This window comes from Kribbella aluminosa, from assembly GCF_017876295.1.
GTDB classification, from domain to species: Bacteria; Actinomycetota; Actinomycetes; order Propionibacteriales; family Kribbellaceae; genus Kribbella; species Kribbella aluminosa.
Window position 1 is genome coordinate 3,646,484 of record NZ_JAGINT010000001.1, and the last position, 16,185, is coordinate 3,662,668.

14 protein-coding genes and 1 pseudogene are annotated in these 16,185 nt (G+C 69.6%); 8 read left to right on the forward strand and 7 right to left on the reverse strand.

Features of this window, described 5'->3' with window-relative positions; translation table 11 throughout:
- Positions 1 to 17: 17 nt before the first annotated feature.
- The 7 genes and pseudogenes from JOF29_RS17405 to JOF29_RS44565 all read left to right on the forward strand — a co-directional run bounded on the left by JOF29_RS17405 (position 18) and on the right by JOF29_RS44565 (position 8,434).
- Positions 18 to 1,460 (forward strand): HelD family protein, encoded by a 1,443-nt coding sequence (locus JOF29_RS17405; RefSeq protein WP_245357642.1) that lies wholly within the window; start codon positions 18 to 20, stop codon positions 1,458 to 1,460.
- A gap of 26 nt (positions 1,461 to 1,486) precedes the next feature.
- On the forward strand, positions 1,487 to 2,758 hold the full coding sequence (locus JOF29_RS17410; RefSeq protein WP_209695223.1) for a hypothetical protein: 1,272 nt from the start codon (positions 1,487 to 1,489) through the stop codon (positions 2,756 to 2,758).
- Between the two features lie 52 nt (positions 2,759 to 2,810).
- Positions 2,811 to 4,184, forward strand: a complete 1,374-nt coding sequence (locus JOF29_RS17415; RefSeq protein WP_209695224.1) for a glucose-6-phosphate dehydrogenase — start codon at positions 2,811 to 2,813, stop codon at positions 4,182 to 4,184.
- Positions 4,185 to 4,524: 340 nt separating this feature from the next.
- A pseudogene (locus JOF29_RS45975) lies at positions 4,525 to 5,322 on the forward strand (glycoside hydrolase family 27 protein); the annotation flags it as partial.
- 82 nt (positions 5,323 to 5,404) lie between these two features.
- Positions 5,405 to 6,712: a X2-like carbohydrate binding domain-containing protein gene (locus JOF29_RS45365; protein ID WP_307863419.1), complete on the forward strand. Its 1,308-nt coding sequence runs from the start codon at positions 5,405 to 5,407 to the stop codon at positions 6,710 to 6,712.
- Positions 6,713 to 6,902: 190 nt separating this feature from the next.
- Positions 6,903 to 7,829, forward strand: a complete 927-nt coding sequence (locus tag JOF29_RS17430; RefSeq protein ID WP_209695226.1) for a GTP-binding protein LepA — start codon at positions 6,903 to 6,905, stop codon at positions 7,827 to 7,829.
- Positions 7,826 to 8,434: a TetR/AcrR family transcriptional regulator gene (locus JOF29_RS44565; protein WP_209695227.1), complete on the forward strand. Its 609-nt coding sequence runs from the start codon at positions 7,826 to 7,828 to the stop codon at positions 8,432 to 8,434. Before JOF29_RS17430 ends, JOF29_RS44565 begins: the two co-directional genes overlap by 4 nt.
- Positions 8,435 to 8,498: 64 nt before the next feature.
- On the opposite strand, the gene JOF29_RS17440 is transcribed toward JOF29_RS44565, so the two are convergent.
- The 6 genes from JOF29_RS17440 to JOF29_RS17465 are packed head-to-tail and all read right to left on the reverse strand — an operon-like array spanning position 8,499 to position 14,985.
- Complete coding sequence (locus JOF29_RS17440) at positions 8,499 to 9,266, reverse strand: NPP1 family protein (RefSeq protein WP_209695228.1); 768 nt, start codon at positions 9,264 to 9,266, stop codon at positions 8,499 to 8,501.
- Between the two features lie 47 nt (positions 9,267 to 9,313).
- Positions 9,314 to 10,513 carry an MFS transporter gene (locus JOF29_RS17445; protein ID WP_209695229.1) on the reverse strand — a complete coding sequence of 400 codons (1,200 nt, stop codon included), beginning with the start codon at positions 10,511 to 10,513 and terminating at the stop codon, positions 9,314 to 9,316.
- Positions 10,514 to 10,516: 3 nt separating this feature from the next.
- Positions 10,517 to 10,888 carry a fluoride efflux transporter CrcB gene (crcB, locus tag JOF29_RS17450; RefSeq protein WP_209695230.1) on the reverse strand — a complete coding sequence of 124 codons (372 nt, stop codon included), beginning with the start codon at positions 10,886 to 10,888 and terminating at the stop codon, positions 10,517 to 10,519.
- Entirely contained in the window at positions 10,885 to 11,367 is a 483-nt protein-coding gene (gene crcB / locus JOF29_RS17455; protein ID WP_209695231.1) for a fluoride efflux transporter CrcB, read from the reverse strand. The genes crcB (JOF29_RS17450) and crcB (JOF29_RS17455) overlap by 4 nt, the downstream gene beginning before the upstream one ends.
- 52 nt (positions 11,368 to 11,419) lie before the next feature.
- Positions 11,420 to 13,711 carry an FdhF/YdeP family oxidoreductase gene (locus JOF29_RS17460; RefSeq protein WP_209695232.1) on the reverse strand — a complete coding sequence of 764 codons (2,292 nt, stop codon included), beginning with the start codon at positions 13,709 to 13,711 and terminating at the stop codon, positions 11,420 to 11,422.
- A gap of 26 nt (positions 13,712 to 13,737) precedes the next feature.
- On the reverse strand, positions 13,738 to 14,985 hold the full coding sequence (locus JOF29_RS17465) for a PucR family transcriptional regulator (RefSeq protein ID WP_209695233.1): 1,248 nt from the start codon (positions 14,983 to 14,985) through the stop codon (positions 13,738 to 13,740).
- Positions 14,986 to 15,121: 136 nt separating this feature from the next.
- On the opposite strand from JOF29_RS17465, the gene JOF29_RS17470 reads away from it, so the two are divergent.
- Entirely contained in the window at positions 15,122 to 15,367 is a 246-nt protein-coding gene (locus tag JOF29_RS17470; protein ID WP_209695234.1) for a hypothetical protein, read from the forward strand.
- Here JOF29_RS17470 and JOF29_RS17475 read toward each other — a convergent pair.
- Complete coding sequence (locus JOF29_RS17475; RefSeq protein ID WP_209695235.1) at positions 15,345 to 16,166, reverse strand: PIG-L deacetylase family protein; 822 nt, start codon at positions 16,164 to 16,166, stop codon at positions 15,345 to 15,347. The two genes, JOF29_RS17470 and JOF29_RS17475, sit on opposite strands and share 23 nt — an antisense overlap.
- Positions 16,167 to 16,185: the final 19 nt, after the last annotated feature.

Here is a 16,185-nt window from a genome sequence, read left to right on the forward strand (position 1 = left end):
CACCTACCGCTCAGCCTATGTGCTCTAACCCGGTGTGGGGCAAGACGGCGGTCGGCCTGCACCGCGTCGCGTACCTGCTCTACACCGAGCGCGAGCGGCTCGGCCGCGGCGGCGTCGTGATCGTCGGGCCGAACAAGTCGTTCCTGTCCTACATCCGCAAGGTCCTGCCCGCGCTGGGCGAGGTCGACGTCCGGCAGATCACGATCGACGAGCTGCTGACGCGGCCCGCGGCCGCAACCGACGAGCCGGCCGCCGAGGCGCTGAAGGGCGACGCCCGGATGGCCGACGTACTCCGCCGTGCGCTCTGGTCGTACGTCGGTACACCGACCGCGGGAGTCCTGTACAGCAAGGGATCCCGGCGGTACCGCGTGCACGAGTACGAGGTGGTCGACATCGTGTCGGACCTGCGCGAGTCGACCCGGTACGCGCCCGGCCGGAACGCGCTCGCGCAGCGGATCGCGCACGTCGTACTGGTCCGGATGGAGGAGCGCGCCGAGTCCCCGGACGACCGCGTACAGGACGCGGTGGCCCGGTCGAAGCCGGTGAAGGAGATGCTGGACGCGGTCTGGCCGCGCGTCGTACCGGAGCAGATCCTGCACCGGCTGTTCGCCGACCCGGAGTTTCTGGCCGCGGCCGCGCCGGACCTCACGGACGAGGAGCGTACGGCGCTGCTGTGGCCGAAGCCGGCCCGCTCGTGGAAGTCGGCGAAGTGGTCGTTCGCGGACACGGTCCTGCTCGACGAGCTCGAGGACCTGATCGAGCGCCGTACCGGATCGCTCGGGCATCTGGTCCTGGACGAGGCGCAGGACCTGTCGGCGATGCAGCTGCGGGCGCTCGGCCGCCGGTGCCGGAGCGGGTCCGCGACGGTGCTCGGTGACCTCGCGCAGGCGACGACGGCGTGGGCCGCGGGTCCGTGGGACCGGGTGCTCGGGCATCTCGGCAAGGACGACGGCATGGTCGCCGAGCTGGACCGGGGGTTCCGGGTGCCGGAGCAGATCATCAACTTCGCTGCGAAGCTGCTGCCCGCGATCGCGCCGACGCTGAGCAAGCCCACCGGGGTCCGCACGGTCGCGAACGCGTTGAGCATCGTGCGCGCCGACGGGTCGACGTACCAGGACCAGATCGTCGCCGAGTGCCGGACCGCGCTGGCCGGGGAAGGTTCGGTGGCGCTGATCGCCGCGGACGACCAGGTCGCCGAGCTGCGGGACGCGCTGACCGCGGCCGGGCTGCAGGCCGCGCTGCTCGGCGAGACCGAGGACGAGATCGACACCGTCCGGCTGGTCTGCGTACCGGCGACGCTGGCGAAGGGCCTGGAGTTCGACTCCGTCGTGGTGGCCGAGCCCGCCCACATCGTCGCCGCCGAGCCACGCGGCCTGCACCGGCTGTACGTCGTACTGACCCGGGCGGTCAGCCGCCTGCAGATCGTCCACGCCGAACCGCTGCCGAGTGCCCTCGCCTGATCCTCGCCCAGCGCTAAGGTCCAGGCATGAGCGTCTTGGTCGTCGTCGCGGTGCTCGCGATCGTGCTGGTCGTGGCCGGGGTCGTCTGGGGGATCGTCGCGCTGGTTCGCCGGCAGGCGTACATCCGCTCGATCCGGGAGCGCGGCTGGAACTTCGTGAACACCCCGACGTGGGATTCCGTGGCGCGGTTGAGCAACCCGCCGTTCGGCATCGGCTTCGACCGGAAGCCGGACGACCAGATCAGCGGGGTGACCGCGGCCGGGCGGTCGTTCCAGGTGATCGAGTACAAGTCGCCGTACTGGTCCGGCTGGGTCGGCATGGTGACGCTGTCTCGCCGGCTGCCCGAGCTGTGGATCACCGGCGGCGAGACCACCCCGCGGTACGGCGTCCTCGCGCAGGCGGTGCCCGCGCCGCCGCAGCTCGGACCCGGGTGGCAGGTCGGCACGATGGATCCGGCGTACGCGCAGGAGACGATGTCGCCGCAGTTGTGCCGGCAGCTGACCGCCCTCGCCGCGGGGCAACCCGGCGTGAACCTCAGCATCGACGGCGACCAGGTCGTCGTCCTCGATCCGCCGCGGAAGGACCTCGACCGGCTCGCGCCCTGGCTGGAGCAGCTCGGTGCGATCGCGACCTCGATCGACAGTACGCCGCTGGACCGGTGGATCCAGCCGGAGCCGGCGCGGCGGCTGACGTTCTACCACCACCCGGACTGGAACTGGATCGGCGTCGACGACAGCCTGCTGCAGTTCGCGCCGGTTCAGCGCGGCGGATCCAACCACCGCACCTCGGATGTGGTGCGCGGCCGGGACGGCGACGGGCCGCCGTTCGTCGCGTTCGAGCACCACTGGACGACGACCCGCACGGAGTCGTACACCGACAGCAACGGCAACACGCAGACCCGGACCGTCACCGAGCACCACTCCGAGCCGGTCCTGGGGTTCCAGCTGCCGGTCCGGATGCCGCCGCTGACCGTCGGGCGCAAGGGGCTGAGCAGGGGCATCGAGTTCGAGAGCGCGGCGTTCAACAAGCAGTTCGCGGTCTTCGCGCAGGACGCGAAGTACGCGTACGACGTGATCCACCCGCGGCAGATGGAGTACCTGATGGCGGCGCAGGGCAGGCCGTTCCGGATCGAGCAGGACTGGGTCTGGTTCTCGCCGGGGGAGCACAGCCAGCCGGCGATCGCGCACTGCTCGCTGTACCTGCGCGGCTTCCTCGGCCGGGTGCCGCGATTCGTCTGGCGCAACCTCGGCCTCCCGGACACGCCGTACCCGGCGATCGAGAGCACGCCCGTGGGCTAGCTCGAGTCTCCCGGCGGGAATGCGGTTGCCTTGAACGTGGTTGGATTCCGGCGTGTTGAATCAACGAACCGTCGTCATTTTCGGCGCCAGCGGTGACCTGAGCTCGCGGCTGTTGCTGCCCGGACTGGGCAGCCTGCTCGCCGGGCCGCGCGCCACGAGCGTACGGATCATCGGGACCGGCCGGTCGCCGCTCGCTCCGGACGAGTGGACCGGCAGGGTGCAGGCCGCCTTCGGCCACGACCTCAGCCCGGCTGCGGCCGAGACGCTGGCGACCACGCAGTACGTCGCCGGTGACCCGACGGATCCGGCGCACCTGCGGGCGCTGCTCGAGCTGGCCGGTCCGGCGCCGGTGTTGTACTTCTCGCTGCCGCCGGCCGTGACCACCGCGATCGTGCAGACCCTCCAAGGCATCGACCTGCCCGCCGGTACGGAGCTCGCGTTCGAGAAGCCGTTCGGGACCGACGCCGCGTCCGCCGCCGAGCTGAACAAGCTGGTCGGCACGCTCGTCCCCGAGGAGAACGTGCACCGCGTCGACCACTTCCTCGGCCGGACCGCGGTGCTGAACCTGATCGGCCTCCGGTTCGCGAACCGGCTGTTCGAGCCGGTCTGGAACGCCGAGCACATCGAGAGCATCGAGATCGTGTACGACGAGACCCTCGGGCTCGAAGGCCGCGCGCAGTACTACGACAACGCCGGCGCGCTCGTCGACATGATCCAGAGTCATCTGCTACTGGTTCTCGCGCTGCTCGCGATGGACGCGCCGGCGACGATGGACGCGGTCGAGGTCCGGAGCGAGATGGCTCGCGCGCTCCGGAGCACGCAGCTGTACGGGTCGACGCCGGAGGCGAGCCGGCGGGCGCGGTACACGGCCGGCGGCAGCGTTCCGTCGTACGCCGACGAGGCCGGGGTGGATCCGGGGCGGGAGACCGAGACGCTGGCGGAGGTGACCGTCGAGGTGGACACGAACCGCTGGGCGGGTGTGCCGATCACGCTGCGGTCCGGGAAGGCGCTCGGGGTTGCGCGCAAGGAGATCGTGGTCAAGTTCAAGCCGCTGCGGCATCTGCCGTCCGGCTTGCACGGCAGTCGCGACGGGGAGACGTTGCGGATCGGTCTGAATCCGGGGGAGTTGTCGCTGTCGGTTCCGGCGCTCGGGGTCGACGGGCCGTACACGATGGGTCAGGTGTTCCTGGACGCGACGCTGCCGTCGTCGCCGGTGCTGCCGTACGGCGAAGTACTGAACGGGATCCTGCGGGGAGACCCGCTGCTGTCGGTCCGGGGTGACGTGGCCGAGCGGTGCTGGGAGATCGTGGAGCCGGTGCTGGACGCATGGCGGAGCGGCGAGGTGCCGCTGGAGGAGTACGAGGCGGGCTCGGACGGTCCGTCCCACTGGGCCAGTTTCGCACAGAATATTGACAAGGTTAAGTAATAGTTCCAATATCCTATCCGATTCGGTTCTCCGGTTTCGCCGAGAAGAAGAGGTCACCGCCATGACCAGATCCGTTCGGACCATGATTCGGGGCAGGGTGTTACGAGCCGCGGTTGCGGGGCTCGTGGTCGCCGGGCTGCTGCCGGCAGGTTTGAGTACGTCGTCAGCAGCACCGGCCACCACGACAAACACCACGGCCACCGCGGCTCCGCTGTCCGGGCCTGCGGGGGACAAGGCCGCCAAGCCCTACATGGGCTGGAGCAGCTACAGCATGCAGGTCTTCAACCCGAACGGCAGCAGCTGGATCACCGCCGACCAGCTGATCAAGCAGTCCGACGCGATGCACGCGAAGCTGCAGCCGTACGGGTACAACTACCTCAACATCGACGCCGGCTGGAACGACGGCATCGACGCGTACGGCCGTCCCACACCGAGCAAGAAGCTCTATCCGAACGGCCTGCAGGCGGTCTTCGACCACATCCACGCGAACGGCCAGAAGGTCGGCCTGTACGCGATCCCCGGCGTCAGCAAGTCCGTCATCGACGCCAAGCTGCCGATCTACGGCGCGCCCGGGTGCACCACCGCCGACCTGCCGGTGCAGCCGCTGCAGAAGGCGGACTACTGGGGGATCGGCTACCGCCTCGACTTCTCGAAGCCGTGCGCGCAGAAGTACATCGACTCGATCGCCGACCTGTTCGGCTCCTGGGGTCTCGACTTCCTCAAGTTCGACAGCGTGACGCCGGGTTCCGGGATCAGCGACCTGTCGCTGGACGCGCGGGACGACGTGAAGGCGTGGTCGCAGGCGCTGGCCCGGCACAAGATCTGGTTCGAGCTGTCCTGGGCGCTCGACATCAACTACGCCGACACCTGGAAGCAGTACGCCAACGGCTGGCGGATCGACTGGGACGTCGAGTGCTACTGCACGGGTACGGCGCTGACCGCCTGGCCGAACATCAACCGGCTGTTCCCGAAGCTCGCCGAATGGTGGCGGCACGCGGGGCCGGGCGGCTGGAACGACCTCGACTCGCTCGACGTCGGCAACGGCTCGATGGACGGCATGACCAAGGACGAACGGCGTACGGCGGCAACGCTGTGGGCGGTGTCCGCGGCGCCGATGTCCATCGGCAACGACATGACCAACCTGGACTCGTACGGCCTCAGCCTGCTGACCAACCCCGAGGTGATCGCGGTCGACCAGGGCCGGGCGTCCGGCGCACCCGGTGTCCACGAAGTCCAACCGGCAGGTGTGGTTCGCGCTGAACGCGGACAACTCGTACACCGTGGCCCTGTTCAACCTCGGCCAGACCGACGCCGACATGACGGTGAACTTCGCGGACCTCGGCCTGAACGGCGCCGCGAAGGTCCGCGACCTGTGGGCCCGCAAGGACGTCGGCACGTACGCGTCCAGCTACACGGCGAGCCAGGTACCGATCCACGGCGCGCGGCTGTTCAAGGTCACGCCGCAGAAGAACTCCGCGATCAGCGTGAACGACGACGACCTGCGGGTCACGTACGACGGCGCATGGCAGCGGAACAACAACTACGAAGTACCCGCCGTCTCGCAGGCGCTGACCGTCGGCGTGACGGATTCGAAGACCGCTGCCGCGAAGACGCTCGACCTGCCGACCCGGACGGTGCAGGTCAACAACAACGACCCGGGCATCGTCTACACCGGCAACTGGAACTACAGCTCCGGACGTGGGCTCGGCGACTACCAGGACGACGTGCAGTGGACGGAGACGAACGGCGACGCGTTCTCGTACCAGTTCGTCGGCACCGGGGTGGACTACGTGACCGAGACCGACCCGGGGCAGGGCGACGTCGACATCTACATCGACGGCCAGCTCAAGCAGACCGTGAGTACGTACCTGGATCCGTCGCAGGGGCACAACAAACCCCAGCAGGTCGTGTACAGCGTCTCGGACCTGCCGAACGGCAGCCACACGATCCGGGCTGTGAAGAAGTCCGGCCAGTTCATGCTGCTGGACAAGCTGAACATCCGGCAGGAGAGCCTGCTGAACCCGGACACCGCGGCGTTCGACAAGAACGCGCCGGCCGACGTGAACGTGACCCTCGGGCGGGACCCGGGTGAACTCGACGGCATCGCGAACGCCGGCAAGGATCTCGTGAAGGGCACCGACTACACCGTCAACGGGAACGTCGTCACGATCGGCAAGGCGTACCTCGCGACGCTGCCGGTCGGGAACGCGGCGCTCGACGTACGGTTCCGCGGCGACTACCGCGACGACATCCACGCCACCAAGGACGACGGGGCATCGGTCAGCCTGACGTTCACCGGTACGAGGGTCGACTGGAGTACGGCGCTCGCACCGGATCAGGGTGACGCCGACGTGTACGTCGACGGCAAGCTGGTGCAGCGGGTGAACCTGCACAATGACGTCCGGGTGACGAACCGGACGGTGTTCAGTGCGACCGGGCTCAAGAACGGGCAGCACGTGCTCAAGATCGTCAAGGTGAACGGTGACGTTCTCCGCAACGACGCGATCCGCTACACGATCGCCAAGTAGGTCGCAAGTTCTCGGGGAACAACCGGGGGTCCACCCCGCGACGCCTCCCCGCCCCCGAGCGAAGCGAGGGGGCGGGGCCCCTGGTTGTTCCCTGAGTCACATCGCTCTGACTGACTGATCAGTCAGTCACTTGTTAACCTTGCCGGGGGGATCGAGCGCGCATCCCTGACGACCGAGTGAGGTGCCGCCTATGTCTTTGAGTGATCTGACCATCCCGCGCCGCCGCGGCCGACGACGGGAAGACTCCCGGCTGGCCGACCATGTCGACCGGCTCGGTGAGGAACATCCGCCGATCCCGCTGGGCGGCGTCGACTACACGATGCAGAAGCCGGGCCTGCTGGCTGAGCGGTTCGGCCCGGTGCTGGCCTACATGACCCGCGTCGAGCTCGAGGTCGAGCGGAATGTGCTCGAGCTGAACATCATGCTGCCCGATCCGCCGGAGGTGGATCGGCACTTCTACGCGGACGTGTGGATGCCGCAGGAGACCCGGCACGGGCAGATCCTGGACAAGCTCCAGGACCTGCTCGGCGTCGAGCCGCACGAGCCGAACCTCGACGAGGTGTCGTTCAGCCTCAAGCTGCTGGGCGCGCTCGGCAAGGTGCCGGGAGTCCAGGACATCAGCCGGATGCTGTACTACCTGACCGGACTGGCCACCGAGCGGTCCGCGGTCCTTGCCTACAACAGGTTCCACGCCGGGCTGGTCGACCTCGGCGAGCGCGCCATCGCCGCCACGGTGGTCGCGCCGATCCGCCGCCAGGAGCCCGGCCACTTCGCGTACTACCAGATGGCCTCGCAGCAGCTGTGGGACCAGCTGTCGGGGTGGCAGAAGTGGCTGACGCGCGGGCTGCGGAAGCGTACGTTCGAAGTGGTAGGGGCCTACAACAAGCTTCAGGTCACCCAGTTCGGGGACGTGATGGACAAGCTGAAGATGAGCGACGGCGGCGAGGCGGAGCTGCGCAAGTACGCCGAGCAGGTCGGGCGCGCCGAACACGATCTGTTGTGGGCACACCGCCGCGGGCTGAAGGTGCCGGACTACGTCTTCAAGTCCCTGAAGCGGTCCGCTGTGCTCGCTGCCGAACGGAAAGGCGACGTCTGGCCCGCCCCGCAACCGTCATGACCGCACCGGCGCACCACCACGGTCCCCGTCATCGGACGCGCTCCACCAAGCGGCAGATCATCGTCGAGACCGCCGAGCGGTTGTTCGCGGAGCACGGGTACGACGCGACGTCGACGGCCCGGATCGCCGCCGAGGCCGGCGTACCGTCGGGGCTGGTGTTCTACCACTTCGCGACCAAGCTCGACCTGCTGCTCGCGGTCGTGCAGGAGCGCCCGGCGCCCGGTGAGGTACTGCGGTCCGCGGCGCGCGGCCGGACGGTGCGCCGGCGGCTGCGGGCGATCGTCGAGACGATGGCCGCCGAGCTGGAGAAGGACCGCGCGGCCCGGATCATCGTGTTCCGGGAGGCGCAGGGCCGGCCGGAGATCGCTTCGCGGGCCAGTGAGACGTTCGCCGAGGCGACCGCGACCGTGGCCGACGTACTGGCCGGTGCCGATGACGTGGTCGCCGACCGGGCCCGGGTGCAGGCGGCCGCGGAGCTGGTGGTGAGCCGGGTGTTCCTGGACACGGTCGCGCTCGGCCAGGTGGAGACGGCGACCAAGCGGCACGCGGCGATGATCGACCTGATCGCGGAATCGCTGACCTGCGGCGTGCGCGTCCAGCGCTGAACGCGCACGCCGGGGTTGATCAGGCCCAGAGGTTTCAGGCCCAGAGGTTTCAGGCCCAGAGGTTTCAGGCCCAGGGGTCGAACGGGATCCCGGACGGCTTGGACGCGTTCAGCAGGTTGCGGAACCGATCGTCCTTGTCGGTGATCTTGATCGTGGCCGACCCGAAGTCGGCGGTCATCAGCGTGTCGCGCAACGACGTACTGGGGTAGCCGTTCCAGCCGACGAGCGGTGGGTAGCGCCAGTCGTGGTAGTGGTTCTCCGGCGGCTCGTCGTTGCTGTTGGCGAGCCGGAAGAAGTGCGTGCTGGCGCCGTCCTTGTGGTACACGATCTTCGGGTGCGAGCCGTCGAACCGGACCTGCGAGCGCGTGTAGGTGACCTGGCTGGAGTGCTGCGTGGTGGTCACGTACTCGACCTGGTTGGTGGCCTGGTTGACCCAGGAGATCACGTGCTCCCAGTCGTGCCGGTGACCGCCGAGGCTGCTGCCCGGCAGGGCCTGGTCCTTCTCGAAGTAGCTGGCGTACACGATCGCGCACCAGCCGTTGTTGCACTTCTCGCGGGAGTAGGTCTGTGAGTTGTCGAGGTCGGACTGGTCGCGGCAGTTGCCGTTCACGGCGCCGGTCGGGTTCAGGCCCGGGTTCAGCGTGCCGTCCGGTCCGATCGCGGGGGTGGCGTAGCAGCCGTCGGTGTCGTAGTCGTACGCCGGCGAGAACGACTGCTCGTACCCGTCGGCGTTCTGTGGGAGGTGCTGCGGCGGCTCGGCGTACGCCATCGCGGCCGAGGTGATCATCAGGGCTGCGGTGCCGAGGACGACGCCGAGCGTTCTTCTGGGCATGGTGCTCCTCACTTATTTCAGGGCGGTAAGGAACCTGCACACAGATCTTAGGACGAGTGAGCGGTCCGTGTGCTGAGCACGGCGAAGGCGACGATCGATACGGCGGTGAGGCAGGCGGGGACGAAGAAGACGTGTGGGAGACCGATGGCGGCGACGCCGATGCCGCCGATCGTGCCGCCGATGGCGGAGCCGAGGGGGATGGCGCTGAGGAAGATGCCGGAGGCGGTGCCGACGCCTTCGGGGTAGAGGCGTTGGGCGATCGTGACGCCGAGAGCGCCGACGCAGGCCCAGAGGCCGGCGGTCAGGGCCTGGCCGAGGAACAGGCCGGCGACCGATGTGCTGAGGGCGTACGTGATGTTGCCGGCCAGGCCCAGTACGGCGCCGGCGGTCATCGCGCGCATCGCGCCGTACCGGTCGGCGAGCCGGGCGACGACCGGGAGCAGCAGAAGTTCGAGCAGCGGCTGGATGCCGATGACGGCGCCGCGGACGGCGTCGGAGACGTGCAGCTGGTCGGCCATGTAGATCGGCAGGTAGCCGAACTTGATCGTGTCGCCGGTCATCGCGAGCACGCACACCGCGGTGAAGACCAGCAGCGGCAGCATGTGGTCGATCCGGCGCCGTTCGGTCGAGGTGTCGCGGTGCGGGTCGTCGTACCGCTCGACGCGTTGCCGGCCGAGCGGGAGCACCTGGGCGAACACACAGACAGCCGTTGCCACCAGCAACGGTCGGAGTCCGAAGACACCGCCGAACCAGCTGCCGAACACCGGTCCGAGGATCCAGCCGGTGGTGAAGGCCATCCGGATCGTCGCGATCACCCGGTTCTCGGTGCGGGTCGGGTGCCGGCTGAGTTCGTCCCGGCAGGCCGCGAACAGCTGCGCCATCGAGCCGCCGGCGACGCTCAACGCGAGCGCGCTGATCACGAACGGCATCCACACCTTGGTCGACGCCGCCATCGCGAGCCACCCGGCCGCACCGATCACCGCGCACACCCGGAACCACAGCAGCCGGTCGTGGCTCCGGTCCGACCAGCGGCCGACCAGGAATCCGGCGCGCGGAGCGGCCAGGTTCGTCACGTAGTACAGCCCGGCCACCGGCAGCGGCGTGTGCAGCTCACGGACCAGGAACAACGTCAGCTGAGGTGTCGCCGCCGACACCCCGATACCGGCGACCAGCAACGACAGGAACGCGGAGCGGTAGAACCGCGACCGAAGGACGATGCCCAGCGCGGACTCGGGGCGGTCGTGCATCCATCAGCTCCAGACGGCCTGGCTGACGGCGACGCCGAGGAAGACGCTGCCTAGCCCGGCGACGATGCTGGCGGTGACGTTGGCGACGGCAAGGAACCGCGCCCGGTCCTCGAACAGCCGGATCGTCTCGTAGGAGAACGTCGAGTAGGTCGTCAGCGCACCGCAGAACCCGGTGCCGACGAACAGCTGGACGCCGTGCGGGAACGCGTTCGACGCCCCGGCCAGGAAGCCGAGGACGAGCGAACCGAGGACGTTCACGCTGAACGTGCCCCACGGGAACATCGAGTCGTGCCGGGCCTGGACGGCGCGGTCGGCGACGTACCGCAGCGGTGCGCCGATCAGGCCGCCGGCGATCACCAGCAGGAGCCGGGTCACCGGTTCCTCCAGGTGATCAGGGCCCGCGTCGCACTCACCGTGCAGCGGACCGCGAGCAGCGCGCCGAGGATGGTCGTGGCGAGGTACAGCAGCGCGGTCCCGGCGTGGCTCCCGGTGACGAGCTGCTGGATGTCGACGGCGTACGTCGAGAACGTCGTGAACCCGCCGAGCACCCCGGTGCCGAGGAACGGGCGGAGCAGCCGCCGCTGGGTGAGGACGTCGGTGACGAGCACCATCAGGATCCCGATCAGCCCGCAGCCGGCGATGTTGATCAGCAGCGTGTTCACGGGGAACCCGCCCGGCGGCGTCGGCCAGCCGAGGCCGATCAGGTACCGCGCGGTGGCGCCGAGTGCGCCGCCGATCGCGATGACGCCGAGGATCGCCGGGTCGTGCGCGCGGCCATCGCGGCCGTCTACCCGCAGGTCTACGTCGGAGTCGACGGCGCCGCGCGGCAGCGGGTTCCCAGGGTGGTGCTCCAAGACAGGCCTCTCCAGCTCGGCCAAATCATAACGGGTCTGCAGCCGGTGCCGTTCAGGTGGACCTGGTGACCCGGACGTGCACGTTCTTCATCAGCGGCTGGTCGCTCTGGGTGCTGTAGTCGCTGGCGGCGATCAGGACGTTCATCTCCGGCATGTACCCGGCCGCGTTCCCGCGGGGCATGCCGTAGCGGAGCGCCCGGTACTCACGGAGCACCCGGGTGGAGCCGTCGCGGGCGATGGCGGTGATGTCGACGAGGTCGCCCTGGGCGAGGCCACGGGCCCGCATGTCCTCAGCGTTCATCAGGATCAGCGTGCGGAGGTTCTTGACGCCGCGGTACCGGTCGTTGTCGGAGTAGATCGTGGTGTTCCACTGGTCGTGCGACCGCATGGTCTGCAGGATCAGCACGTCGTCGTCCGCGGGCCGTATATCCGGGAGGTCCGCGGTGGAGAACTCGGCGCGCCCGCTCTCGGTCAGGAAGACGAGCTCGCGGGCGGGCTGCCGGAGCCGGAAGCCGAGCGGGTGCCGGACCCGGCGGTTGAAGTCCTCGAACCCGTCCAGCGCCCGCGCCATGATGTCGCGGATCCGGTCGTAGTCCTCGACGTACGACGACCACGGGGTCCGGGTTTCCGGCAGCGTGGCCTGGGCGATTCCGGCGATGATCGCGGGCTCGGACAGCAGCAACGGCGACGCGGGGCGTTTGCGGCCGATCGACAGGTGCACCATGCTCATCGAGTCCTCGACCGACACCGACTGCGGGCCGGCGGCCTGGACGTCGAGCTCGGTCCGGCCGAGGCACGGCAGGATGAGCGCCTTCCGGCCGTGGACGAGGTGGCTGCGGTTCAGCTTCGTACTGACGTGGGCGGTCAGCTCGCACGAACGCAGGCCTTCGGCGGTCGCGACGGTGTCCGGTGCGGCGAGCGCGAAGTTGCCGCCCATCCCGACGAACACCTTCACCGACCCGTCCCGCATCGCCGCGATCGTCTTGACCGTGTCGAGCCCGTGGTGCCGCGGCGGCGAGATCTCGCAGGCGGCCGCGAGCCGGTCGAGGAACGTCGTACTCGGCCGGTGGTCGATCCCGCAGGTCCGGTTGCCCTGCACGTTGCTGTGCCCGCGGACCGGCGACGGCCCGGCGCCCTCGCGGCCGAGGTTGCCGCGGAGCAGCAGCAGGTTGACGATCTCGCGGACGGTGTCGACGCCGTGCTCGTGCTGCGTGACGCCGAGGCACCAGCTGATCAGCGTCCGGCGGGACCGCGAGTAGATGGTGGCGGCCCGGCGGATGTCCGCCTCGGTCAGCCCGGACTGCTCGACGAGCTCGGCCCAGTCGGTCTCCTCGCAGATCTTCCGGTACGCCGCGAAGCCGTCGGTGTAGCGCTCGAGGAACACCTCGTCGAGCGCTTTCCGGTCGGTCTCGGCCTCCTCGAGCACCGCCTTCGCGATCCCGCGGAGCAGCGCGAGGTCGCCGCCGACCCGGACCTGCAGGTTCAGGGTGCTGGTCGGGGTCGACTTGTTCAGCGCCATGTCGACGAACTCGTGCGGCACGATCGTCCGGCCGGCGGCGGCCTCGACGAGCGGGTTGATGTGCACGATCTGCGCGCCGCGCCGGTACGCGTCGGACAGCGCGGTCAGCATCCGCGGCGCGTTCGACGCCGCGTTCACCCCGATGACGAGGATCGCCTCGGCGGTCTCCCAGTCCTTCAGGTCCGCCGTACCCTTGCCGGTCCCGAGGGCCGCCTGGAGCGCGCGGCCGGACGCCTCGTGGCACATGTTCGAGCAGTCCGGCAGGTTGTTCGTGCCGTACTCACGCGCGAACAGCTGATAGAGGAACGTCGCCTCGTTGCTGAGCCGGCCAGACGTGTAGAACGCCGCCTGGTCGGGGGAGTCCAGCGCCTGGAGCTGCGTGCCGATCAGGTCGAACGCGGCCTGCCAGCTGACCGGTACGTAGTGGTCCGTCGCCGCGTCGTACACCATCGGCTCGGTCAGCCGGCCGACGTCCTCCAGCGCGAAGTCCGTCCAGCTCTCCAACTCGGTGACGGTGTGCGCGGCGAAGAACTCGCGGCCGGCGCGTTTCGGCGTCATCTCCCAGACGACGTGCTTGACACCGTTCTCGCAGAGGTCGAGCTTGAGGCCGTCGATCGCGTCCGGCCAGGCGCACCCGGGGCAGTCGAAGCCGCCGTTCTCGTGGTTCATCTTGAGCATCGCGCGCGGCCCGGAGGTGATCGCGTGCTCCCGGCCGAGAACCTTGGCCACCGACATCGCCGCACCCCAGCCCGCGGACGGGTGGTGGTAGTCCTTCTGGGACCACTCCGCCTCGGTCGTCGGTCCGTCGCCGCCCTGGTCGCTCATCGTCTCCCGCTCCCTCCGTGCTGCGTCTAGAGACGAGTCTGCACCTGCCGGTCGCCGAGGGCCGAGAGGTTGTCGACACCGACAGCGGGTGTCGTGAGTGGCAACAGGCGGACGGCGTACGCCGCGGCGGCCAGCTCGGACGCCTGACGCGGATCGGTCAGTGACCGCCCGGTCAGCTCCTGGAGCCGGCGCAGGCGGTACCGGATCGTGTTCGGGTGGCAGTGCAGGGCGGCACCGGCCGCCTCCGCGGATCCGCCGTGGTCGAGGTGCGCGTCGAAGGTGTCGAGCAGTACGGCGCGGTCCTCGGCCGGCAACGTCAGCACCGGGCCGAACACCTGCTGCGCGATTCGCCGGCCCTCGCGCGGATCCATCGCCATCATCCCGGCCAGCGGGCTGGAGTCGAACACCTGCACCTCGGCCCGGCCGACCGGCAGCGTGACCAGCGCGGTCCGGGCGAGTTGCAGTGCCCGCGGTGTCTCGGACGGCGAGTCGTACGGCGGACTCACCCCGGTCCGCGCCGTCGCCGACCCCTGCAGCAGGCTGAGGATCGACGGGCCGGAGCTGTCCGGGACCGATACCAGGCCGAGCTGCAGGGCCGGTGTCAGCCGCCAGCCGGAGACCACACCGTGCTCGGCGAGCTGCTGCTCGATCCCGGGCAGACTCTCCTCGGCCAGACCCTTGGTCTCGGCGGCGACCACGACCAGTTGGCTGTTCGGAGGGAACCCCAGCAGCGCGGCTGCCTCCCACGGACCTCCCTGCGGGCCGGGCTGACCGCCCAGCAGCGCCTCGACGAGCGCCGACCGCTGGTGCTGCTGGGCGACCAGGATCGCGGCGGTGGTCGCGCGGTACTCCTCGGTGGCGGCGAGCGACTGCTCGTCGCTCAGCCGCCACAGGACGCTGGCTGCGGTCAGGAGCCCGTCGGCTTCGTCAGGCTCCCAGCTGCGCCGCACGTGCCCGACGAGGCGTTCCCAGAGCACTTCGAAGCCGATGCGGAACGCCTGCAGGACCTCAGGCAACGGGACACTCTGCTCGGCGCGCCGCCGGCCGGTGTACTGCGCCGGCCGGATGTCGAGGGACGTGTCGGGACGCCGCAGTACGCCGATGGTCGTGTGGATGTTTCCTTTGACCGATTTGTGGATCTCGGCGTCCGCCACGACATCCGTGTCCCGGTAGAACGGGATCTTCCGGCGGATCGCCGTACACGTTTCGTCGGTCAACTCGTCCAGGTGCGCGTCCGCCCAGTTCGCGAGTGCCTCAAGTCCCGTCCTGCTCATCGATTGCCTCCCTCGGCCCCACCAGCATGCCCCAACACCAACGACGCCGCCCTCCAGACGTCATGCCGGACCCCGTCGCGCCGGATCGGAATCCGGACCGGACCGAAAAGTTGCCGCTATCGTGGTCTTCGTCCCGTTGACACTGATCGGAACCGCGGCCGGCTACCTCGGCTGGACAGCGGTCAGCCGCCGGTCTGCGGCCGCGCTCAAGGTGGTCGTGCCGGTGGTGCTCGTACTGTCGATGATCCCGGACCTGCTGCTGGCCACCAAGTTCATCCCAGCCACCTCCGGGACGGGCGTCGCGGGCCTGATGCTGATGCACGTGGTCGTGACCGCCGTCGCCGTACCGGCGTACTCGCTCACCTCGCGGGCGGGTGCCTGAGGGAGGCGAACAGGTCGTCCAACGGTGCGCCTGGAGTGCGGCCGTGTTCGACGTACCACTCGCGACCGAGCATCGATCGGAAGAGCCAGCGCGGGAGCTTGAGGAGCAGGCCCAGGGTGCGTGCCCCTTCGTCGGCGCTCGCCTGGCTCGCGTGCGCTTCGAACGACGCGCGCTTCTGCCGGGTGTACCGCCGTACGTCGACCCGATGCGTGATCGCGGCGCTGGGGGCGTAGGCGTGGTCGTACGCCGCCGTGGACACCGCGGGCAGGACGCCGGGGATCGCCGTCACGATCCGGATCAGCCGGCGGATCAGCCGCCGGTCGATCGTCGACTCGAGCACCAGCGGGGTCCCCGCCTGCTCAGCGGCGTACGTGCCGACGGTGTACACCTGCCGGTGATCGGGGTGCCCGTAGCCGCCGGCCGGGTCGTAGATCGTCAGCGCGTCGGCCTGCTCCTCCTGCAGGAGCTCGATCAACGGCTGCGCCGCCTCCGCGGCCGGGAGCGTGCTGAAACCGCCCTCCGCGGGCGGGCCCGACGATCCGGAGTCCTTGAACCCGAACCGCACCACCCGCGCACAGCCGAGCGCGGTCGCGGACCGCTCCAGCTCGTCCCGCCGGAACGCCGCCAGCCCGGGACCGGCGCGGTACGACGAAGCCGACGCACCCGCCTCGCCGTCCGTGGCGACCGCGAGCACGACGCGGTGCCCTTCCGCGGCGAGCCGCGCGAGGGTGCCGCCCATCAGCAAGGCCTCGTCGTCCGGGTGTGCGTGGAACGCCACCAGCGTGTAAGGCCTGGCCATGCCTGCGAGCATGACATGC